The organism is Neorhizobium petrolearium (assembly GCF_029854435.1).
Taxonomy (GTDB): Bacteria; Pseudomonadota; Alphaproteobacteria; order Rhizobiales; family Rhizobiaceae; genus Neorhizobium; species Neorhizobium petrolearium.
In genome coordinates this window covers 4,539,720-4,561,660 of record NZ_CP123000.1, presented here as the reverse complement: position 1 = coordinate 4,561,660, position 21,941 = coordinate 4,539,720, and the positions used below count along the sequence as shown (strand labels likewise).

Sequence of the window (21,941 nt, the reverse complement as noted above, 5' to 3'; positions counted from 1 at the left end):
GCGAGAGGCAGTGCGGACTGTGCTGCAGCCTATCGAAGGCATGTTACGGCCCGGCGAGACCTTTATGGCTGGTGTGGCGCGCGTTTTTGCCGAAGTCGGCTGCAAAGGCGGTTTCGTCAACATCGAAGGCGGTGCCTGCGATCCGTTCCGCTATGTGCTGCCGGCTTTCTCTCCCGATAAAGAGCATGCCGCCTGGTACAGCGCGACCTTCGCGCCGGAAGCGGGTGGCAAATTCGAGGCTGCGACGGCGATCTTCGGTGAACGTGAAGGCTCGCCTTTCCTGCATTGTCACGGCATCTGGGACACGGGTGAGGGCATGTTGCGCATGGGGCATGTTCTGCCGTTCGATAGTGTGGTGAGCCGGCCGATCCCCGTCAGAGGTTATGGAAGTGCGACCGCGACCTTCGATTCCGTTTCCGACCCGGAGACGAATTTCACGCTCTTTTCAGCCAAGGGGGAAAGCGGCGCGGGGAACGGTATCCTGCTTCGGGTGCGGCCCAACGAGGACGTGGGTATGGCGATCGAGGAGGTTTGCCGGGAACACGGCATCGAGAGCGCCCATATTTACGGTATCGGCAGCATCAATGAACCGGTCTTCGAGGATGGACACCGGGTCGCTTGCATTGCCACCGAGATCGCTATCGAAAACGGCTCGCTTGAAAATACGGCGGATGGGCTTCGGGCCTCTATCGATGCGGCGGTCGTCGATACGGACGGCACGATCTATCACGGCCGGCTTGCGCGCGGCGACAATCCCGTCGGCGTCACATTCGAACTGGTCATCATCGAAAAACGAGGAAGCTGAACATGCGGAGCGTCGTCGTCACGGGTGCGGGATCGGGGATCGGCCTTTCGACGACGGAGCTTCTGGTCGATGCCGGCTGGCATGTGGTTGCCGCCGATCGCGACGCTGACGCATTGGCGCGTCTCGATGAGAAGATGGGGAACCGCACTGCAATGCTCACGCCCGTCGCACTCGACGTGACCGACGAGGCGGCTGTGGCGCGGCTTGCGGATCAATGCCATTCGCTCGCCGCTCCGCTTGCCGCGCTCGTCAACAGCGCGGGAATCGCAGCCAATGTTCGTTTTGCCGACACGACCACGGACATGCTGAGGCGAATCTACGAGGTGAACGTTGTCGGAGCCTTTGCCCTCTCGCAGGCGCTGGCACCGGTCCTGCATGAAAACGGCGGCGGTTCGATCGTCCATATCGCATCGGTTTCCGGCATCAAGGGCAATCTCGGTCGTTCGGCTTATGGCGCCTCCAAAGGTGCACTGATCACGCTCACGAAAATCATGGCCGTTGAACTCGCCGATGACCTGATCCGCGTCAACGCCATCGCGCCGGGGCCAATCGAGACACCGATGGTCAAGGAAAACCATACGGCCACTACCCGCGAGGAATGGCATCGCACCGTTCCAATGCGGCGCTACGGGCGGCCGGAAGAGATTGCTTCGGCTGTCGCTTTTCTCATCGATGATCGGCAGTCTTCCTATATAACCGGACAAATTCTAGCGGTCGATGGAGGCTTCACGGCGGCGGGCCTGATGGCCTGATCCGTTCCGGCACAGATCCTCTTTTGTGACAGCATCTTCACGAAATTCGGCAGCATCAGGTGCCGAGGTTCGTTGACAAGTCCTTGCATAAATTAGAAAACTGGCTCATCCGATGGCAGCCACGGGGGGACGTATCATGTCTAGGCGCGCATTTTTCGGCTTTTCCGCTCTTCTTTTCTCCTCGCTTGCTCTGGCCTCGCCCCTGGCTGCGGCTGAGCGCCGCGTCGAGACGACGCAGGACGGCGATTATCTCGGCTTTGATCTGAGAACCGTCAAGAATGTCAGCCAGGCCCAATGCGAGGCGGCTTGTATCGGCGACAATGGCTGCAAGGCCTTCACCTACAATACCAAAGCTAAATGGTGCTTCCTGAAGTCGGATTACGGCCAGCTCAACTCTTTCCAGGGTGCCGTTGCCGGCAAGATCGTGGAGATAGCGGCAGAGCCGGATCTCGGTGCGCCACCGAAGCTCACCTTCCTTTCGCAAGACCTGCTGCAACAGGCGCGTGAACAGAAGGACGGATTGACGCTCGGCGACAACCAGCAGGGTTACGGGGTCGAGAACCTGAAGACCATCGCCCAGAGCGAACTTCTCCGCGGTAACGTCGATACCGCAATCTATAACTTCAAGGGCGCCCTTTCCCTCACACCGGATGATGGTGCGCTCTGGATTGAGCTTGCCCGCGCTGCAGGCACGGCAAAGGACAACAGCAGCGCCGATAGCGAAGGGTCGCTTGCCGCGATCAACGGTTATGAGCTCTCCCGCACGACGCAAAGCCGCGCCGATGCGCTGGCGGTTCTCGCCGCAGCGCTGGCCAAACAGCAGAACTACCGATCAGCGCTCAACGCCTATAAGGCAAGCCTTGCCCTGGTGAATGCCCGCACCGTCGAGGCCGCTTACAACGATTTGCGTGATCGCCAGGGTTTTCGCGTGACCGGCAATACGGTTGATGCCGACAGTGCAAATCCACGTGCCTGCGTACAGTTCTCGGAGCCTCTGGTGAAGACCGGCGTGGACTACGCACCGTTTGTGGTGCTTGACGGCCAGGCGCCGAAAGCGATGGAAGCCAAGGACAACCAGATCTGCGTCGAAGGCCTGACACACGGTCAGCGCTACAAGCTGTCGCTTCGTCGTGGCCTGCCTTCCTCCGTGGACGAGCCGCTCGTCGCACAGGTCGATATCGACATTTACGTCAAGGACCGCTCGCCGATGGTGCGTTTCACCGGCGACAGCTTTGTGTTGCCTTCGACCGCCCGCCGCGGCATTCCGATCATTTCGGTCAACACGGAAAAGGCGGATCTGAAACTTTACCGCATTGGTGACCGGAACATCGCATCGTTGCTCGCCAATTCGCAGTTCCTGACCCAAATGGACGGCTACAATGCCAACCAGATCGAAGAGCAGAACGGCGAACTCGTTTGGCAAGGCACGATCGACACCGGCCAGGAACTCAACAAGGACGTGGTGACGAGCCTTCCGGTCGACGAAGTGCTGCCAACCCGCAAGCCGGGCGTCTATGTGCTGACCGCCGCTGCCTCGAATGCCGTGACCCAGGAATGGGATAACAAGGCGACGCAGTGGTTCGTGGTGTCCGATATCGGTCTTACGACCTATGCCGGTACAGACGGCCTGCATGTCTTCGCCCGCTCGCTCGGCACTGCGAAACCCATTGCCGGCGTCGATCTGCAGCTCCTTGCGAAAAACAATGAAATTCTCGGCACCGCCAGGACTGATGTGGATGGCCGCGCCGTCTTCACTGCGGGTCTGATGCGTGGCACCGCGGGAATGGTGCCGGCGGTTCTGACCGCTCAGAATAGCGGCCAGGATTACGTCTTCCTAGACATGACGCGTGCCGGTTTTGACCTTTCAGACCGTGGGGTGACGGGCCGGCCGGCGCCCGGCGCAATCGACATCCTGCCCTGGACCGAACGCGGCATCTATCGACCCGGCGAGACAGTTCATGCGAGCGCGCTTGCCCGCAACATCGATGCGACGGCGATCGAAAATCTGCCGCTCACCTTCGTGTTTCTGCGTCCGGACGGCGTCGAGGATAGGCGCATGGTCAACAATGGCTCGCTCGGTGGCTATGCGCTCGACCTACCGCTGCTCGAGACCGCCATGCGTGGCACCTGGACCATGCAGATTTTCACCGATCCGAAAGGCTCGGCGATCGGCGAGAAGACTTTCCTGGTCGACGATTTCGTGCCGGACCGCGTCGAGTTCGACATGACGAGCGAGGCAAAGGAAATCGAAATCGGCCAGCCGGTATCGGTCAATGTCGATGGTCGCTTTCTCTATGGTGCACCAGCCGCCGGCCTCGATCTCGAAGGCGAAATCACACTGAAACCAACGCGTGAGAATGCCGCCTTTCCTGGTTTCCTATTCGGCCTCGCTGATGAGGAAGAAACGGAAGCCGTGCGCATTCCGCTTGATGCGCTGGAACCTACCGACGAAGATGGCAAGGCGACTTTCGATGCTGCCGTCAGCGACGTGCCCTCGACGACGCAACTTGTCAATGCGGACATCGTGGTGCGTATGCAGGAGGCCGGCGGCCGCGCCGTCGAGCGCTCGCTCGCTCTGCCGGTCAAACCGGATGGCGCGCGGATCGGCATCAAGCCGGAATTTACAGGTGACCTTGCCGAAAACTCGGTCGGCAACTTCACCGTGATCGTCGTTGATGCGGATGGCCGGAAGCAGCCGATACAGGGCTTGCCCTGGAAACTGATCAAGGTCGAGCGCGATTATCAGTGGTATCGCGATGGCTCCTCCTGGCGTTTCGAGCCGGTAACCCGCACCAGTCAGATCGCCAATGGAACCGTGAACGTAACGGCTGACGGTGGCAGGATTTCGGTTCCGGTCAACTGGGGCCGTTATCGTCTGGAAATCGAGGCCACCGAAGTCGGTGGTCCGGTTTCCAGTGTGGAGTTCGATGCCGGTTGGTTCGTGACCGCTACCTCGACCGAAACCCCCGATGCGCTGGAAATCGCGCTCGACAAGCCAAGCTACAAGGTCGGCGAAACCGCCAGGCTCAAGGTTTCGTCGCGTTATGCCGGTGAACTGATGGTCACCTCTGGTTCCGAGGACCTGATCTCGGTGCAAAATGTCAGCGTTGGTCAGAGTGGCGGCGAGGTGGAGGTTCCCGTCACGGCCGATTGGGGTGCCGGGTCTTACGTCACCGCGACACTTTATCGTCCCGGCGAGGCACAGGAGAGCCGTATGCCGATGCGTGCCATCGGCGTTACCTGGCTGAAGGTCGATCCCGAAAGCCGCGATCTGCAGGTGTCGATCGATGCGCCGGAAAAGACGTTGCCGCGCCAACCGCTCGATATTTCCGTGCAGGTGGCAGGAGCAGGTGCCAATGAGAATGCCTATGTCACGGTTGCTGCGGTGGATGTCGGCATCCTCAATCTCACACGTTATGAGCCGCCGGCGCCGGATGATTGGTATTTCGGCCAGCGTCGTCTCGGCCTTGAAATCCGCGACATCTACGGCAGACTGATCGACGGCTCGCTGGGTGCGACCGGGCGGTTGCGCACCGGCGGCGACGTCGGCAGCGTTGCGTTGCAGGGCAGTCCGCCGAAGGAAAAGCTGGTCGCCTTCTTTTCGGGACCGGCGAAGCTCGACGCTGAAGGCAAGGCCAATGTCTCCTTCGACATCCCGCAGTTCAATGGCACGGCGCGTGTCATGGTGGTCGCCTGGTCGAAGACCGGCGTTGGGCATAGCGTGAAGGATGTGGTGATCCGCGATCCGGTCGTGATCACCGCAAGTCTGCCGCGATTCCTGGCGCCCGGCGACGACAGCAATTTGAGGCTCGATCTTGCCAATGCCGATGGACCTGCCGGCATTTACGACCTCAGTGTCACGACGAGCGATGCGGTCGCCGTCGGTCAGAGCGGGATCAAGCCGGTGGAACTCGCCGCAGGAGCCAAGACCAGTGTCACACTGCCGTTGGTCGGTATCGAGCCGGGTGACGGGACTGTGTCCATCCGCCTGTCGAATGCGTCCGGCCTGTCATTAGAACAGGTGCTCAATATTCCGGTACGGCCGGCTGCGATGCCGGTGACCGAGCGACGGCTGGTCGATCTCCGGCCCGGCGCCAGTGTCACGGTCGATTCCAACCTGCTCGCCGATAGCGTACTTCAGGGCGCTTCGGTTAGCATCAATGTCAGTCGCTCGAACGCCTTCGACATTCCGGCATTGCTGATGAGCCTCAGCCGCTACCCTTACGGCTGTGCCGAGCAGACGACCAGCCGGGCGTTGCCACTTCTCTATCTCAGCGAGATGGCGGTACAGAACGGTCTGGCCGACGATGCGGAGGTCAAGAAGCGGGTGAAGGATGCGATCGATCGCGTGCTCTCCTACCAGTCCTCGGCGGGCAGTTTCGGCCTGTGGGGACCCGGCGGCGGCGACCTCTGGCTCGATTCCTATGTGACGGACTTTCTTTCCCGCGCCCGGGAGCAGGGGTATGACGTCCCGGAACAGGCGTTGGTTCAGGCTCTCGAAAGCCTGCAGAACTCGCTGGGCTACACCAACAACGTCCGCGATCAGGGCAACGAGATCGCTTATGCACTCTATGTGCTCGCCCGCAATCGCAAGGCAGCGATCAGCGACCTTCGCTATTACGCGGACACGGCATTGAACGACTTTCCGACACCGCTGGCCAAAGCGCATATCGCTGCTGCCCTCTCGCTTTATGGCGATGCCCAGCGGTCGAAGAGCATCTTTGCGGACTCCCTGCAGATGTCGGAACAGGCGCAGATTCACAAGGTGAGCCTGGTGCGCTCCGACTACGGCTCGTCGTTGCGCGACGGCGCTGCAGTGTTGGCGCTTGCCGCCGAAAGCAAGCCGGTGCCGCCGATCGTCCCGGCATTGGCGGACATTGTTGCCAGGGAGTGGAGTGCCAAGAAGTACACAAGTACCCAGGAACAGACCTGGATGCTGCTCGCCGCTCGTGCTTTGCAGAAGGGTGATGACAACCTGCGGCTCAATGTGAATGGTGCGGACCATCGGGGCACACTGATGTCGCAGATGACGGGAGATGCGCTCATCGATCATCCGGTGACGATCCGCAACGATAGCGGCGATCCGTTGTCTGCGGCGATCACAACGGTGGCTGCGCCGGCCCAGCCGCTGCCGGCCGGCGGTGACGGCTTCGAGATCACCCGCACCTACTACAATATGGCCGGTGAGGAGGTGAATGTCAGCGAGGCGCAGCAGAACGAGCGTTACGTCGTTGTTCTGAGCATCACCGAAACCAATGAATGGCCATCGCGTATCGTCGTCAGCGATCTGTTGCCGGCAGGTTTCGAAATCGACAATCCGAGCATTGTCAACAGTGCCAGCCTCACCAACTTTGATTGGATCGAGGAAGTACAGGCCGCTCATACCGAATTCCGCAATGATCGTTTCGTTGCGGCCTTCGACCGGAGCGCCGGCGACAATCGGCAGATCACGCTGGCCTATGTCGTCCGCGCCGTAACACCGGGCGTCTACGATCACCCGGCCGCGCAGGTGGAGGACATGTATCGTCCGCAATTCTCGGCGCGCACCGCGACGGGCAAGATGGAGGTCGTCGTCAAGCAATAAGCGGCGGCTCAATCAATGAAGCGCAGATGGAAATTCTCGATCGGTCTAGCCATCAGCCTTGTCGCTGCGGCGGGGCTGATCGTCGGCCTTGACGCAGCCGACAGGGCCTTTCCGCCGCCGCTTGAAAAGACGCATGTCTTCTCGGCAGAAGTGCTGGACGCTGACGGCGAGCTGTTGCGGGCCTTCGCGACGCCGGAAGGGCGCTGGCGGCTGAAGACGACGACTGAAGATGTCGATCCGCGCTTCCTGAAGATGCTGATTGCCTATGAGGACCAGCGTTTCCGCAGCCATTCGGGCATCGATCCTCTGGCGCTCGGCCGTGCAGCACTGCAACTCGTCACTAACGGCCGGGTCGTCTCCGGCGCTTCCACGCTTTCCATGCAGGTGGCGCGGCTGATCGAGCCGCGCGAGACCCGTTCCGTCTCCGCCAAGCTGCTGCAGCTTGTCCGCGCCCTTCAGATCGAGAGGCGACTGAGCAAGGAGCAAATCCTCGAGCTTTATCTCACGCATGCGCCCTATGGCGGCAATCTGGAAGGTGCGCGCGCAGCCAGCCTTGCCTATTTCGGCAAAGAGCCACGCCGCCTGTCGGTGGCAGAGGCGGCGCTTCTGGTAGCACTGCCGCAATCGCCGGAAGGCCGGCGGCCGGACCGGCATCTCAACGCCGCCAAAGTGGCGCGCGAGCGGGTGCTGATGAGATCTGCCGTCGTGGATTTGTTGGGAGATGGCGAGGCAGAACGGGCCGCGGGTGATGCGATCCCGACGCGGCGCCTGCAGTTGCCGGCCTATGCCGCGCATCTCGCCGAAGCGGCGATCCGCAGGCAGCCGAAGGCCCAGGAATACAGGACGACGCTCAAGCGCAGCATTCAGCAGGGGCTGGAACAGGTCGCCCGCGAGGCGGCGACAAAGCTCGCGCCAAAAATTTCGCTCGCGATGGTGATGGCCGATGTGACGACCGGCGCGATCGTCGGCGAAGTGGGATCGGCCGATTATTTCGATGCCAGCCGCTCCGGCTGGATCGATATGACGCGCGTCTACCGCTCGCCAGGCTCGACGCTGAAGCCTTTCATTTATGGCCTTGCCTTCGAACAGGGCCTTGTCAGCCAGGAGACGATCATCGAAGACAGGCCAGCGGATTTCTTCGGCTACAGGCCAAAGAACTTCGATATGAGTTATCAGGGCGATGTGAGTGTCCGGCAGGCATTGCAATTGTCGCTCAACGTGCCGGCGGTGCGACTGCTCGATGCGGTCGGGCCATCGCGGTTGATGATCCGCTTCCGTCGTGCCGAGGTGCGCCCGGTTCTGCCGCCCAACGAGGCGCCAGGGTTAGCAATTGGTTTGGGTGGAGTGGGCATTACGCTGAAGGATCTGGTGCAGGCCTATGCAGCGCTTGCCAATCGGGGCATTCCGGTCAGGGTCGGCAACGGAATCAAGGATCAGCCTAGCGCGATCGAAGGTGAGCCGCTGCTGGAGCCGCAGGCGGTCTGGAATGTCGCGGATATCCTCTCGGACGTCCTGCCGCCGCAAGGAAGCCGCAGGCTTGGCATCGCCTACAAGACCGGTACGAGCTACGGCTATCGCGATGCCTGGTCGGTCGGATTCGATGGGCGATATGTGCTGGGCGTGTGGGTCGGTCGACCGGACAATGGTGCGGTACCAGGCATTGCCGGTTATCAGACGGCGGCACCGATCCTCTTTGAAGCATTCTCGAAATCCGGCGTGCCGATCACGCCTTTGCCTCCAGCACCTGCGGGCGCCATACGGCTTGCGCAGTCCGACTTGCCAATCAGCCAGCGGCGTTTCTCGATGACGGCGAATGGTCTCATTTCCGCATCCGCGCGGGAACCGGCGCCACAGATCGTTTATCCGCCCGAAGGTGCGCGGGTCGACCTAGGCGCCCAAACCGGGGAAATCTCGCCACTGGTGTTGAAGCTGCAAGGCGGGCGGTCGCCTTTCCGCTGGCTCGCCAACGGCAGGCCGCTTAGCGACATTTCCCGCCGCCGTACCAACGAATGGACGCCCGACGGCGCCGGCTATTCAACGCTGACGGTGATCGACGCTGCCGGTCGGGCCGCCAGCGTCAGAGTGTTTGTGGAGTAGTCAGGCGACGGCTTTTGCCGCGTTCTTCCTGGCGATACGGGCGCGGATGGATTCGATATCCGCGCGGGGCGTCGCGGCGAAAAGCGTGCGTGTATATTCGTGCTTCGGGTCGGAGAAGACCTCGTCGCGGGTGCCATACTCCACCGCCTCGCCGAAATACATCACCATCACCTCGTCGGCGATATAGCGCACCACCGAAAGGTCGTGGCTGATGAACACGTAGGTGAGGTTGAACTCGTCCTGAAGATCGGCAAGCAGATTCAGCACCTGGGCTTGTACCGAAAGGTCGAGCGCCGAAACCGGCTCGTCCAGCACCAGCAGCTTCGGATTCATCATCAGCGCGCGGGCAATGGCGATGCGCTGGCGCTGGCCGCCCGAGAACATGTGCGGATAGCGGTTGTAGTGCTCCGGACCGAGACCGACCTTCTTCAGCATTTCGTTGGCGCGATGCCGCCGTTCCTCCGCCGACATGCCGGTATTGATCGCCAGCGGTTCGCCGAGCACATCGCCGATCTTCTGGCGCGGGTTGAGCGAGCCATAGGGGTTCTGAAAGACGATCTGCACCTTCTGGCGCATCTCCTGAGTCAGGTGGCCGGGACGCGTATCGACCTTCTTGCCGTCGATCAGCAGATCACCGGAGGTCGGCTCGTCGATGAAAGTGATCATTCGGGCGAGTGTCGACTTGCCGCAGCCGGATTCGCCGACGATCGCAAGTGTCTTGCCGCGTTCGAGCTTGAAAGAAACGCCTTTTACCGCATGGATGATCTTCTTCGGCTTGAAGAGGCCACCCGGCAATTCGTAATCGCGCTTGATATTGCGCACTTCGAGCATGGTGTTTTCAGTCATGCGCTTACTCCCGGAGCTGGTTCCGGATTGCCGTCAAAGAAGGCGGAAACGGTGGTGAGGCGGTCGCCGGTGGCATTTTCCGGCAAGGCCGCCAGCAACGCCTTCGTATAGTTGCTCTTCGGGCTCTCGAAGAGGGAAAGCACGTCGGCCTCCTCCATCTTGCGGCCCTTGTACTGCACGACGACGCGGTCGGCGGTCTCGGCTACGACGCCCATGTCATGGGTGATCATGATCAGGCCCATGCCGTTCTTGGCCTGCAGCGACATGATGAGATCGAGGATCTGCTTCTGGATCGTCACGTCGAGCGCGGTGGTCGGCTCGTCGGCGATCAGGAGCTTGGGATTGCAGGCGATCGCGATCGCGATCATCACGCGCTGGCACTGGCCGCCGGACATCTGGTGCGGAAAGTGGTTCAGCCGCTCTTCCGGATTGGGCAGGCCCACCTGCTTGAACAGTTCGATTGCACGAGCGCGGCGTTCCTTTTTGCCGAGGCCGAGATGGATGCGCAATACTTCCTCGATCTGGAAGCCGACCGTGAAGCACGGGTTCAGGCTGGCGATCGGCTCCTGAAAGATCATCGCGATATCCTTGCCGATCAGCTTGCGGCGCTCAGCCGGGCTGATCTTCTGAATGTCGCGACCTTCGAAAAGCATCCGGTCCGCTGTAATCTTCGCGGTCCAGGGGAGAAGCCCCATGACGGCAAGCATGGCGACGGATTTCCCCGAGCCGGATTCGCCGACGATGGCGAGAACTTCGCCCTTTTCGACGGACATGGAAACGCCGTCAACGGCCTTGAACCAGCCGGTTGCGGTTTCGAACTCGACGGTGAGATTGTCGATTTGCAGAAGCGCCATGTTCAGGACCTCTTCAGTTTCGGGTCGAGCGCATCGCGCAGACCGTCGCCCATCAGGTTGATGGCAAGCACGGTAACGAGGATTGCAAGGCCGGGGAAGGTGACGACCCACCAGGCGCGCAGAATGAATTCCCGTGCCTCGGCGAGCATCGTGCCCCATTCCGGGGCCGGCGGCTGAGCGCCCATTCCGAGGAAGCCGAGAGCGGCTGCATCGAGGATGGCGTTCGAGAAGGAAAGCGTCGCCTGGACGATCAGCGGCGCCGTGCAGTTCGGCAGGATGGTGCGGAACATCAGCCTGAGCGGGCCGGCACCGGCAAGGCGCGCCGCCGTCACGTAATCGCGAGTCTTCTCGGCCATGACCGCTGCACGGGTCAGGCGCACGAAATGCGGCTGGAGGGTGAGCGCAATCGCAATCATGCCGTTCGTCAGGCTGGGGCCGAGGATCGCGACGAGCACGAGTGCCAGCAGCAGCGACGGGAAGGCGAGGATGATGTCCATCAGGCGCATGATGACGGTATCCACCCAGCCGCGGTAATATCCGGCAATGAGGCCGACCAGAATGCCGCCGGTCAGCGACAGCGTCGTCACGAAGACGCCGATGAAAAGCGAATATTGCGCGCCGTAGATCAGGCGCGAGAGGATGTCGCGGCCAACCGGATCGGTGCCGAGCAGGTAGCTGGCGCGTCCGCCTTCGGTCCAGATCGGCGGCACAAGAACCGCGTCGCGATACTGTTCGAAAGGCGAATGGGGCGCGATGAGAGGCGCAAGAACAGCGACAACAACGAGCAGAAGGAAAACGAAGAGGCCAATGACGGCGCCACGATTTTCCGAGAAATAGAACCAGAATTCCTTTAGCATCTGGCGGCGCAGCGCAGCGCTGGACACTGGTTCAGGCGCCTTGTCGACCATGATATCGGCCATGGGATTTTCTCCTTCTTAATGCCGGATACGGGGATTGATCAGGCCGTAGAGTAGATCAACGATGAGGTTGACGAGCATGATGATGCCCGCGATCAGCAGCAACCCGCCTTGGATAACGGGATAGTCCCGACGGAAGACACTGTCGACCATCCACTTGCCGATACCCGGCCACGAGAAGATCGTTTCCGTGAGAATGGCACCAGCAAGCATGACGCCAATCTGCAGGCCAATCGTGGTGATGACCGGGATCATGGCGTTGCGCAATGCATGAATGCCGACGACACGGAAGGGCGATAGGCCTTTCGCGCGGGCGGTGCGAACGTAATCTTCCGACAGGACTTCCAGCATGGCCGAACGCGTCTGGCGGGCGATGACCGCGAGAGGAATGGTCGCCAGTACGATCGAGGGAAGTGCGAGATGGCTCAGCGCAGAGGCGAAGGCGCCTTTCTGGCCGGAGAGCAGCGAGTCGATCAGCATGAAGCCGGTGACCGGCGGGAAGAAGAACATCAGCGAGATCCGGCCGGAGACCGGAAACCACTGCAGGATACCAGAAAAGAAGATGATGAGCAGGAGACCCCACCAGAAGATCGGCATCGAATAGCCCACGAGGGCCACGCCCATCAGCGCCTGATCGAAAAACGATCCACGCTTGATCGCCGCGATCACACCTGCCGGGATACCGAGTGCGACAGCGATGATGATCGCACAGAGCGAAAGCTCGACCGTGGCGGGAAAGAGCGCGAGGAACTGGTCGAGAATCGGTTTCTTCGAAACGATGGAAGAGCCGAAGTCCCCGGTCAGAACGCCTCCGAGATAATCCAGGTATTGAATTACCATTGGCCGGTCGAGGCCGAGCTGCTGACTGATCAACGCGTGGCGCTCCGGCGACATGACGCGTTCGCCCGAGAGCAATGCGACAGGATCGCCTGGCAGCAATCGGATAAACGAAAAGGCGATAATCGAGACCCCGATGAAGGTCGGGATCAACACGGCAAGACGCCGCAACAGGAAGCCAAACATTCTAAACCTTCGATGGTTTTTCGGTCTTGGCCGATTCATGGGGTTGTCAAGCCATGGAAACGGCAATTGAGGCGTCATCGCCACATTTTTCGGCGTCTCATAAGAAAATGCCGCGGGAAACGCAACGCGTCCCGCGGCAAAAATATCGTGAGTGTCTAATTATTCGGCGATATCGACGGCTTCGAAGGTAAAGTCGCCAAGCGGGCTCTGGGTAAAGCCGGTGACACCCTTGCGCATCGGGACGACGGAAAGGGAGTGATCGAGTGTCGCCCAGGGAGCTTCCTTCTTGAAGACGGTCTGAGCCTGTTCGTAGAGTTTGGTGCGCTCGGACTGATCAGACGTGACCTTGGCCTTCTTCACCAGATCGTCGAACTCCTTGTTGCACCACTGAGCACGGTTGTTGCCGCCGACGGCATTGCAGCCCAGCAAAGTGTCGAGGAAGTTGTCCGGATCGCCGTTGTCGCCGGTCCAGCCGAGGATAACGGCACCGTCACGATCCTTGGCCTTGGAGCGATCCAGGTATTCAGCCCATTCGTAGGACACGATCTCGACCTTGACGCCGATCTTGGCAAAATCGTCCTGGATGATCTCGGCGGCGCGGCGAGCATTCAGCATGTAAGGACGCGAAACCGGCATCGCCCAGACCTTCATGGAGAGGTCCTTGACGCCGGCATCAGCCAGCATCTTCTTGGCTGCGTCGAGGTCATACGCATCATCCTGAGTGGATTCATTGTAGGACCACATGGTCGGCGGGATCGGGTTTTTAGCGGGCGTTGCCATGCCCTGGAAGACGGCGTCGACGATGGCCTTCTTGTTGATCGCCTTGTTGAGCGCCTTGCGGACTTCGACCTTGTCGAAGGGAGCCTGGGTGGTGTTGTAGGCGAAATAAGCTACGTTCAGGCCTTCCTGTTCCAGCACGGTCAGGTTGGGGTTGGACTTCATGGACTGGACGTCGGCGGCGTTCGGATACGGCATCAGGTGGCATTCGCCGGCCTGCAGCTTCTGGTACCGAACGGCTGCATCAGTCGTGATCGCGAAAACGAGATCGTCGATCTTCGGCGCCGGACCCCAATAGTCGGCGTTCTTTTTGTAGCGGATGACCGCATCCTGTTGATAACCGACGAAGATGAACGGACCAGTGCCGACCGGCATCTGGTTGAGCTGCTCCTTCTTGCCGGTCTTGTCGAGGCTGTCGGCATATTCCTTCGACATGATCGAAGCAAAGGGCATGGCAAGGTTGGCGAGGAACGGAGCTTCCGGCTTGTTCAGCGTGAACTTCACCGTGAGGTCGTCAACTTTCTCGACGGACTTGATGAGCTCCGGGAAACCCATGCCGGCAGCATATTCCCAGGCTGCGCCGGGGATATACTGATTCCACGCATTCTTCGCATCAATCTGACGACCAATGGAGAAGACGACGTCATCGGCATTCAGGGTGCGGGAGGGCGTGAAGAAGTCGGTCGTCTGGAACTTCACGTTCTGCCGCAGCTTGAAGGTGTAGACAGTGCCATCCTGCGAAATTTCCCAGCTTTCCGCGAGACCCGGCTCCGGCTGCGTCGTGCCCGGCTTGAACTCGAGCAGACGGTTGTAGATGGGATGAGCGGAAGCGTCGAAGGTCGTGCCGGCGGTGTAAAGGCCGGGATCGAAACCTTCCGGAGAACCTTCGGAGCAGTAAACGAAGGTCTTGGCGCTGGCTGCACTGGCAAAGAACGTTGCCGACAGAAGTGCTGCGGCAAGGGTGAGCTTGTATTTCATAACGGTCTCCCTGTGACCTCTGGCCGGTTGCCCGACCCGGTTGATTTGTGTCGTTAGGATGATGCGCCGCAGGGCGCTTCAAGCTTGATATTCTTGTTATTCACCTCCCGGTCGGCGAAACTTGCCGTCGCCCATTACAGTAATTTCTCCTGACGACCTGCCCCAGCTTGCGCCGCGCATCTCCACCTTGGTCGCCTTTGGCATCGATCGGGATCGCCCGTATCGAATTCCGCTTGCATTTCATTTTTTAGAAAAATTTCCACAAATTTGGCAAAATCCCCGTATGTTCTTATTATTTTAGATCCATTCCTTGGATTTTCGGCGGGCTGCGGCGCGAGAGCATAGCGATTATGATCTCGTTGTCGAGATGCTAAAATTCGCATGCCGATCACATCCGCTTTTCCAATGCCTCATCTTTCCGTAGCGTCAATTTTGCTGCGTCGCCGCATTGTCATCGAGCCAAAATGGAGTACGGTTCGGGCCTCCCAGAGGCATAGGCGTATCGAGGCAACGATTTTTATGACGACAGGCAATTCCAATCTCCCGCTCGTTTGGGATTTCATAGACCGCAAGACGGAAGTGTTCACCGATCTTGCGGACCGTGTCTGGGAGACGCCGGAAACTTGCTACATGGAGAAGCTTTCCGCCGCCGCGCACCGCGAAATGCTGGAGGCGCAAGGTTTTCGGATCACGGAAAATGTGGCCGGCATCCCGACCGCTCTCATCGGCGAAGCGGGCGAGGGCGGGCCGGTGATCGCGTTCCTCGGCGAGTACGATGCCCTGGCCGGCCTCAGTCAAAAGGCGGGTGCGGTTCACCAAGAGCCGCTGATCCCCGGCGCCAATGGTCACGGCTGCGGCCATAACCTCCTCGGCTCGGCTTCGCTGCTTGCGGCGACCGCGCTCAAGGATTGGCTGGAAATGACTGGCACGCCCGGCCGCGTGCGCTATTACGGCTGCCCGGCGGAAGAAGGCGGCGCCGCAAAGGCGTTCATGGTGCGGGCCGGCGCCTTCGAGGATGTCGACATCGCCATCAGCTGGCATCCGAGCAATTTCGCCGGCGTGCAGCGGGAGACCTCGCTTGCCAACTGCCGGATCGATTTCACTTTCACAGGTAGGGCAGCGCATGCTTCGGCCGTGCCGGAGCTTGGCCGCAGCGCGCTCGATGCCGTTGAATTGATGAATGTCGGTGTCAATTATATGCGGGAGCACATGCCTTCCGATTGCCGCATCCACTATGCGGTCCTCGATACCGGCGGCATTTCGCCGAACGTGGTGCAGGCGCATGCCAAGGTTCGTTATGTCGTCCGTGCGCCTGAACTGCCTGGCCTTCTGGCGTTGATCGAACGTGTGAAGAAGATCGCCGAGGGGGCGGCGCTGATGACCGAGACCAAGGTCGAAAGCACGATCCTTGCAGGCGTTTCCAACCTCATCGTCAACAAGCCGCTGATGGATGCGATGCAGGACATCTGGGACAGCATGGGACCGCCGCCTTTCGATGAAGCCGATGTTGCGTTCGCCGAGAAGATACGTGCGACTCTGACGCCGGAAGATATTGCCGTGAGCTGGAATCAGGAACGCCTCGAGCCAAGGGACATCCCGCTGGCGGATTTCGTCCTACCAGCTCACAACGAGGTGAGGCAAATGGGCGGGTCGACGGATGTCGGCGATGTGAGCTGGGTCGTGCCGACCGTGCAGGCCTATGGTGCGACGCTCGCCGTCGGCACCCAGCTTCATACCTGGCAGGTGGTGGCGCAGGGGCAGAGCGCGCTTGCCCACAAGGGCATGGTTTCCGCCGCCAAGGCGATGGCTGCGACCGGCCTTGCGGCAATCGAAAGCGAGCAGCTTCGTGAAGCCGCTTGGGGGGATCTCAAGAAGCGTCGCAAGGGCCAGGAATACACCAGTCCCATTCCGCCCGTCGCCGAGCCGCCCGTCGCGGCGATGACGGTCAAATGACCAAATGCGCTGATTGACGCGTCAATTATTTTGAACGGTGTTCGGCTTGAGCGCGGCGATTTGGGCTGTCCAATCTCGCCGTTTCCGCCTATGAAATTTTTATGCGTTCCGCATGTTTCACAGGAGGTCCGTCGTGACTATTCAGCCCAATTCCATCGAAGCCCGCGACAAGGCTTACCAGCTTCATTCCTACACCAATGCCCGGGCGCTGGAGCGTGACGGTTCACTGGTGATCGATCGCGGCGAGGGCGTCTATGTCTATGACAACAATGGCAAGAAGTATATCGAGGCCATGGCCGGGCTGTGGAGCGTTGCGGTCGGCTTTGGTGAGAACCGTCTCGTCGAAGCGGCCGCCAGGCAGATGGCGAAGCTCCCATACTACCACACCTTCACGGCTCGCAGTCACGGTCCCTCCGTCGAACTGGCCGAGAAGCTGATACAGATGGCACCTGTGCCGATGTCCAAGGCCTATTTCACCAATTCCGGTTCCGAGGCCAATGACACGGCGATGAAGATGGTCTGGTATCGCTCGAATGCCTTGGGCAAGCCGGAGAAGAAGAAAATCATCTCCCGTATCAAGGGCTATCATGGTGTGACGATCGCCAGTGCCAGCCTGACCGGCCTGCCGAACAACCATCGTTCCTTCGACCTGCCGCTACCGGGCATCTTCCATACGACCTGCCCGCACTACCGCGTCTTCAAGCAGGAAGGTGAAACCGAATCGGCCTTCGTCGAGCGTTGCGCGAAGGACCTTGAGGATCTGGTTCTGCGGGAAGGTCCGGAGACGGTTGCGGCCTTCATCGGCGAACCGGTCATGGGGGCCGGCGGCGTCATCGTGCCGCCCGCGGGCTATTGGGAAGCAATCCAGAAGGTACTGAAGAAATATGACATCCTCTTCATCGCCGACGAAGTGATCTGCGGCTTCGGCCGCACCGGTAAGATGTTCGCCACCGAGACTTTTTCGCTGGAACCGGACATCATCACCGTCTCCAAACAGATTTCGTCGTCCTACCAGCCGATCTCAGCGCTGCTGATCAACGAGAAGGTTTACCAGCCACTTGCCGACGAATCGGCGAATATCGGCACATTCGGCCATGGGGTGACGGCAGCCGGCCATCCGGTTGCAGCGGCCGTGGCTCTGGAGAACATCGCGATCATCGAGGAGCGCGATCTTGTCGGCAACGTGCGGGCGTTGGCACCGAAATTCCAGAGCCGGCTGAAGGCAATGGAAAGCCATCCTCTGGCGATCGAGGCCCGTGGCACCGGTCTGATCGGTGCCTTGGAACTCAAGCCGCGCGACGGGTTCGCTGCCGGCGAACTCGGCCCGAAGCTGCTTGCAGTCATGCTGGAAAAAGGGCTCATCTCGCGCGCCATCGGTGATTCACTGGCGCTTTGCCCGCCAATGATAATTAGTGAGAGCCAAGTGGATGCGGTCTTCGACCTGTTCGAAGACTCGCTCAACGCTTTCCAGAAGCAGCTTTCTGCCTGACAGTCTTTCGGAGCCGGACTTAATAAGGTCACCGTTCGGCTCCGATTGCGCAAAATGCGCGCGCGCCTATATTTCGCGTCATGCTTGAGCTCGCTGAGACCTATTGGCCGCATATCCTCTTCACCATTTCGGTCCTGGCGGGAACGGCAGCGGCGATTCATGCCGCCATGACGAAAGAGGAGGTGCGTTCTGCGGTCGGTTGGGTCGGCATCATCGTCCTTTCCCCGATTGTCGGGGCGCTACTCTATCTGATCGCCGGTATCAATCGCATACGCCGTACCGTCATCAGCGATCGTCGAGCGCTGCTCCAGGGAGATATCCGCGCTCATTTTGCTTCCTATGACGCTACCGATGATCTGGTGACCGGGCAATTCGGTTACAGGTTCCGAGCAATGAAAACACTTGGCGATCGTGTGACGCATCATCGCCTGACGACCGGCAACACGATCCTGGCGCTCGATACTGGCGACGAAGCTTATGGCGCGATGCTGGAGGCGATCGGCCAGGCGCAACGCAGCATCATCCTCGAGACCTATATCTTCGATCGCGACCGGATCGGTCAGCGATTTGTCGACGCGCTGATCGCGGCCGTAAAACGCGGTGCCGAAGTGCGCATTCTGATCGACGCCGTCGGCGCCCGGTATTCGGTGCCGAGTGTGCTCGGCATACTCCGAGATGGCGGCGTCACGGTCGATGTCTTTAACGGCAACGTCATTATGGGGCTGCGATTGCCCTATGCGAATCTCAGGACCCACCGGAAAATCCTGGTCATCGACGGCAGGGTGGCTTTTACCGGCGGCATGAATATCCGCGAGGGCTTTTCGCGCGAATTCAGCCGCGAGAAATGTTCCCTCGATACGCATTTCAAGATCACGGGGCCGGTCCTGGCCGATCTCTTTGCAATTGCCGCGGCTGATTGGCGATTTGCGACTGAGGAAATGCTGACAGGGGAACCCTGGGCGCTCGATCCGTCCGAAACGGAGCCAGGGAATCCGGTTTTCATTCGGGCGGTTTCCTCCGGTCCCGACCGGAGCGTCGAGACGAACCACAAGATGCTGATGGGTGCTTTTTCCGTGGCGCGCTCCTCAATCCGGATCGTCTCGCCCTATTTCCTGCCGGACCGGGAACTGATCACCGCACTGATTACTGCAGCACGGCGCGGTGTGGCAGTCGATATCGTCGTGCCCACCGCCAATAATCTCGTTCTGGTCGACCGTGCGATGACGGCGCAGTTTGACCAGATGCTGAAGACCTATTGCCGTATATGGCGTGCTTCGGGGCCTTTCGACCATTCCAAGCTGATGGCAATCGACGGATGTTGGGCCTATATCGGTTCCTCAAATCTCGATCCACGGTCGCTGCGGCTCAATTTCGAGGTGGATCTTGAAGTTCTCGATCGCCATTTTGCCGAAGCGCTGGAACGAAGGATCGATCTGGCGATTTCTTCGGCGACCGAAGTGACGCTTGATGGATTACAGTCCAGGCCCTTCCTCGTGCGGCTCATCGAGCGGGTGCTTTGGCTGGGTTCGCCTTATCTCTAGTGATGATGGGAAAAGCTGGATCAGCAAGCGGATTATCGTATAGTTTGTGTGTATGCGAATAGCCTTTCAGATCATGCGTGAAAAACGCCCAAATCTCTCAGCAAGCATTCTGGCATCCATCCGAGCGCACAAGACTCGGGGCGTGGGGGGCCATGAGCCCCATGATCGCAGCAAGGGCATGCTGATCGCCTCCTACAATGTCCATAAATGCGTTGGCGTCGACGGCAAGTTCGATCCTGCTCGAACCAGCCATGTGATCCGCGAGATCGGAGCCGATGTGCTCGCCCTCCAGGAAGCCGATACCCGGTTCGGCGAACGGCGGGGGTTGTTGGATCTTGCGTGGATGGAGCGGGAGACCGGGCTTTTTCCGGTCCCTGTCAATGGAGTCACCAAGGCTCATGGCTGGCATGGCAACGCGGTCTTCCTTCGCGAGGGCCTGGTCCGCGATGTGCACCAGGTGAAGTTACCCGGGCTTGAGCCGCGTGGTGCGCTTATCACGGAACTCGAACTCAAGGACGGCAGCATGTTCCGTATCATTGCGGCGCATCTCGGCCTGCTCAACCGCTCGCGGCATCAGCAGGCGCGCGTCATTCTCGATATCCTGAGTTCGCGCGAAGAGCAGCCGACCGTATTGATGGGCGATCTCAACGAATGGCGGCTGGGCGACCGGTCCTCGCTCAACACGCTTGCCTCCGTCTTCGGCTTGCCTGCAGCCGTACCGAGCTTTCCCTCTCGCTTGCCGGTTCTGGCGCTCGACCGGATCATGGCGAACCGCCCGGGGCTCATCGACGCCGTGAAGACCCATGATACGCCGCTTGCCCGGCTTGCCTCCGACCACCTGCCAATCAAGGCCGTGCTGAAGCTCGGCAAGCTGCCATTTGCCGAGGCGGTAGAGACCGGCTGATGCTGTTGCTTCAATCTTTACGGCGGCCAAAGGCATCGTTAGGGTTGCCAGCCGGCCCATCCCCTCTCCCCTCGACTGGATTTTCGCATGACTGATATCGCCATGATCGAAGCCGCCCGTGTCCGCCTCGCTGGTCACGTGCGCCGAACACCGCTGCTTTCTTCTCCATTCCTGGACGAGATCGCCGGTCGGCGCATCTTTGTAAAGCCGGAATGCCTGCAGCATACGGGCTCTTTCAAATTTCGGGGGGCCTGGTCTGCGATTTCGGCTCTACCGACAGAGGTGCGCGCCAAAGGGGTGATTGCCTTTTCCTCCGGCAACCATGCACAGGGTGTCGCGCTAGCGGCCAGAATGCACGGTATTCCGAGCGTCATTGTCATGCCGTCCGACGCTCCCCGCATCAAGATCGAGAACACTCGCGCCTATGGCGCCGAGGTTGTGCTTTACGACCGAGCCAACGAGGATCGCGATGCAATCGGCGAGAGGCTATCGCGGGAGCGCGGTCTGACGCTGATCAAGCCTTTCGATGAGCCGCTGGTTATTGCCGGTCAGGGAACGACCGGTCTTGAAATTGCAGAGCAGGCCAAGGAAGAGGGGATCGGGAAGGCGGATGTTCTCGTGCCGACAGGTGGCGGCGGGTTCATTTCCGGCGTTGCGCTGGCACTCGAAGCGAAGGCACCGCAGTTCCGTGTCCATCCTTGCGAACCGCAGGACTTCGACGATGTGACGCGCTCTCTTGCATCCGGAAAGATCGAGCGGAATGCGGCGCAATCCGGTTCACTCTGCGATGCAATCATTACGCCTCAGCCGGGCGACATCACATTTCCGATCATGTCGCGGCTCTGCGGCCCAGGTCTCGTCGTTACCGAGGACGAGGCGCTTCATGCGGTGGCGCTTGCCTTCAGCCGCCTGAAGATCGTGGTCGAGCCGGGTGGTGCCGTGGCGTTGGCGGCTGCTCTTTTTCATGGTGAGACACTGGGCGACACGGTGATTGCTGTGTGCTCCGGCGGCAATATCGACGTCGACGTCTTCCGCCTGGCGCTCGACAAGTTTCCTACCTAATTGCCGGTCGGCGTGGCCGGGGTATAATAAACTGTTAACTCGTCAACGCCGCCGTTAAGAAAAAAGGATTTTCTACGGCAAGCGGATCGGATGGAACATTATCTCTATCGAGTTAATCGTGATAAGTTAACATAGGGCTGCTCTGAAAGGGCAAACCAGAACCCGGGAGATATCCATGCAGCGAGCTCAGCATCAGACACGGTCCTTCCCAGTTCGCAACGCTGCCTTCACAAGCAAATGGCAGTGGGTTACCAATACCGCTCTGGTGATCGCAGCCTTCATCTTCGTTGGCGCAGTGACGCTCGGCCTGTTCCCTTAAGCTTCCGATCCTTTCCAGGATCACGCCATACACCTCCCGT

General features: G+C 60.1%; 15 protein-coding genes. 10 read left to right on the top strand and 5 right to left on the bottom strand.

Translation table 11 applies throughout. The annotated features are described in order from the left end of the window. Positions 1 to 40: 40 nt before the first annotated feature. The 4 genes from QEO92_RS33145 (at position 41) to pbpC (ending at position 9,238) form a co-directional block, all read left to right on the top strand. Entirely contained in the window at positions 41 to 805 is a 765-nt protein-coding gene (locus QEO92_RS33145) for a PCC domain-containing protein (RefSeq protein ID WP_320443054.1), read from the top strand. A 2-nt stretch (positions 806 to 807) separates the two neighbouring features. Then, positions 808 to 1,557 carry an SDR family NAD(P)-dependent oxidoreductase gene (locus QEO92_RS22085; protein ID WP_227704435.1) on the top strand — a complete coding sequence of 250 codons (750 nt, stop codon included), beginning with the start codon at positions 808 to 810 and terminating at the stop codon, positions 1,555 to 1,557. Between the two features lie 136 nt (positions 1,558 to 1,693). After that, positions 1,694 to 7,141, top strand: coding sequence for an alpha-2-macroglobulin family protein (locus tag QEO92_RS22080; RefSeq protein WP_227704434.1), 5,448 nt, complete (start codon positions 1,694 to 1,696; stop codon positions 7,139 to 7,141). A 15-nt stretch (positions 7,142 to 7,156) separates the two neighbouring features. Continuing rightward, the gene (gene pbpC / locus QEO92_RS22075; RefSeq protein ID WP_227704433.1) at positions 7,157 to 9,238 is read left to right on the top strand and encodes a penicillin-binding protein 1C; all 2,082 of its coding nucleotides are present in this window, start codon (positions 7,157 to 7,159) and stop codon (positions 9,236 to 9,238) included. Here pbpC and QEO92_RS22070 read toward each other — a convergent pair whose 3' ends face one another. The 5 genes from QEO92_RS22070 to QEO92_RS22050 form a co-directional block, all read right to left on the bottom strand. Next, positions 9,239 to 10,084, bottom strand: coding sequence for an ABC transporter ATP-binding protein (locus tag QEO92_RS22070; RefSeq protein WP_227704432.1), 846 nt, complete (start codon positions 10,082 to 10,084; stop codon positions 9,239 to 9,241). Further along, on the bottom strand, positions 10,081 to 10,938 hold the full coding sequence (locus QEO92_RS22065) for an ABC transporter ATP-binding protein (protein WP_052183085.1): 858 nt from the start codon (positions 10,936 to 10,938) through the stop codon (positions 10,081 to 10,083). The genes QEO92_RS22070 and QEO92_RS22065 overlap by 4 nt, the downstream gene beginning before the upstream one ends. A 2-nt stretch (positions 10,939 to 10,940) precedes the next feature. After that, the gene (locus QEO92_RS22060) at positions 10,941 to 11,846 is read right to left on the bottom strand and encodes an ABC transporter permease subunit (RefSeq protein ID WP_152601265.1); all 906 of its coding nucleotides are present in this window, start codon (positions 11,844 to 11,846) and stop codon (positions 10,941 to 10,943) included. 27 nt (positions 11,847 to 11,873) lie between these two features. Next, positions 11,874 to 12,878, bottom strand: a complete 1,005-nt coding sequence (locus QEO92_RS22055) for an ABC transporter permease subunit (protein ID WP_037156546.1) — start codon at positions 12,876 to 12,878, stop codon at positions 11,874 to 11,876. A 159-nt stretch (positions 12,879 to 13,037) separates the two neighbouring features. After that, the gene (locus tag QEO92_RS22050; RefSeq protein ID WP_227704431.1) at positions 13,038 to 14,633 is read right to left on the bottom strand and encodes an ABC transporter substrate-binding protein; all 1,596 of its coding nucleotides are present in this window, start codon (positions 14,631 to 14,633) and stop codon (positions 13,038 to 13,040) included. Between the two features lie 519 nt (positions 14,634 to 15,152). On the opposite strand from QEO92_RS22050, the gene QEO92_RS22045 reads away from it, so the two are divergent. The 6 genes from QEO92_RS22045 (at position 15,153) to QEO92_RS22020 (ending at position 21,901) form a co-directional block, all read left to right on the top strand. After that, complete coding sequence (locus tag QEO92_RS22045; RefSeq protein WP_227704430.1) at positions 15,153 to 16,586, top strand: M20 family metallopeptidase; 1,434 nt, start codon at positions 15,153 to 15,155, stop codon at positions 16,584 to 16,586. Positions 16,587 to 16,719: 133 nt separating this feature from the next. After that, on the top strand, positions 16,720 to 18,075 hold the full coding sequence (locus QEO92_RS22040) for an aspartate aminotransferase family protein (protein WP_037156550.1): 1,356 nt from the start codon (positions 16,720 to 16,722) through the stop codon (positions 18,073 to 18,075). An 80-nt stretch (positions 18,076 to 18,155) separates the two neighbouring features. Then, positions 18,156 to 19,616, top strand: a complete 1,461-nt coding sequence (locus QEO92_RS22035; protein ID WP_227704429.1) for a phospholipase D-like domain-containing protein — start codon at positions 18,156 to 18,158, stop codon at positions 19,614 to 19,616. A gap of 73 nt (positions 19,617 to 19,689) precedes the next feature. Beyond that, complete coding sequence (locus QEO92_RS22030) at positions 19,690 to 20,520, top strand: endonuclease/exonuclease/phosphatase family protein (protein ID WP_227704428.1); 831 nt, start codon at positions 19,690 to 19,692, stop codon at positions 20,518 to 20,520. An 87-nt stretch (positions 20,521 to 20,607) separates the two neighbouring features. After that, positions 20,608 to 21,582 carry a threonine ammonia-lyase gene (locus tag QEO92_RS22025; RefSeq protein ID WP_227704427.1) on the top strand — a complete coding sequence of 325 codons (975 nt, stop codon included), beginning with the start codon at positions 20,608 to 20,610 and terminating at the stop codon, positions 21,580 to 21,582. Positions 21,583 to 21,757: 175 nt separating this feature from the next. Further along, positions 21,758 to 21,901 (top strand): hypothetical protein, encoded by a 144-nt coding sequence (locus QEO92_RS22020; protein WP_227704426.1) that lies wholly within the window; start codon positions 21,758 to 21,760, stop codon positions 21,899 to 21,901. Positions 21,902 to 21,941: the final 40 nt, after the last annotated feature.

Bases quoted from the DNA above. Each gene is read 5' to 3' on its own strand.
- QEO92_RS33145 (WP_320443054.1), top strand. From the start codon at position 41: ATGTTACGGCCCGGCGAGACCTTTATGGCTGGTGTGGCGCGCGTTTTT.
- QEO92_RS22085 (WP_227704435.1), top strand. From the start codon at position 808: ATGCGGAGCGTCGTCGTCACGGGTGCGGGATCGGGGATCGGCCTTTCG.
- QEO92_RS22080 (WP_227704434.1), top strand. From the start codon at position 1,694: ATGTCTAGGCGCGCATTTTTCGGCTTTTCCGCTCTTCTTTTCTCCTCG.
- pbpC (WP_227704433.1), top strand. From the start codon at position 7,157: ATGAAGCGCAGATGGAAATTCTCGATCGGTCTAGCCATCAGCCTTGTC.
- QEO92_RS22070 (WP_227704432.1), bottom strand. From the start codon at position 10,084: ATGACTGAAAACACCATGCTCGAAGTGCGCAATATCAAGCGCGATTAC.
- QEO92_RS22065 (WP_052183085.1), bottom strand. From the start codon at position 10,938: ATGGCGCTTCTGCAAATCGACAATCTCACCGTCGAGTTCGAAACCGCA.
- QEO92_RS22060 (WP_152601265.1), bottom strand. From the start codon at position 11,846: ATGGTCGACAAGGCGCCTGAACCAGTGTCCAGCGCTGCGCTGCGCCGC.
- QEO92_RS22055 (WP_037156546.1), bottom strand. From the start codon at position 12,878: ATGTTTGGCTTCCTGTTGCGGCGTCTTGCCGTGTTGATCCCGACCTTC.
- QEO92_RS22050 (WP_227704431.1), bottom strand. From the start codon at position 14,633: ATGAAATACAAGCTCACCCTTGCCGCAGCACTTCTGTCGGCAACGTTC.
- QEO92_RS22045 (WP_227704430.1), top strand. From the start codon at position 15,153: ATGACGACAGGCAATTCCAATCTCCCGCTCGTTTGGGATTTCATAGAC.
- QEO92_RS22035 (WP_227704429.1), top strand. From the start codon at position 18,156: ATGCTTGAGCTCGCTGAGACCTATTGGCCGCATATCCTCTTCACCATT.
- QEO92_RS22030 (WP_227704428.1), top strand. From the start codon at position 19,690: ATGCGTGAAAAACGCCCAAATCTCTCAGCAAGCATTCTGGCATCCATC.
- QEO92_RS22025 (WP_227704427.1), top strand. From the start codon at position 20,608: ATGACTGATATCGCCATGATCGAAGCCGCCCGTGTCCGCCTCGCTGGT.
- QEO92_RS22020 (WP_227704426.1), top strand. From the start codon at position 21,758: ATGCAGCGAGCTCAGCATCAGACACGGTCCTTCCCAGTTCGCAACGCT.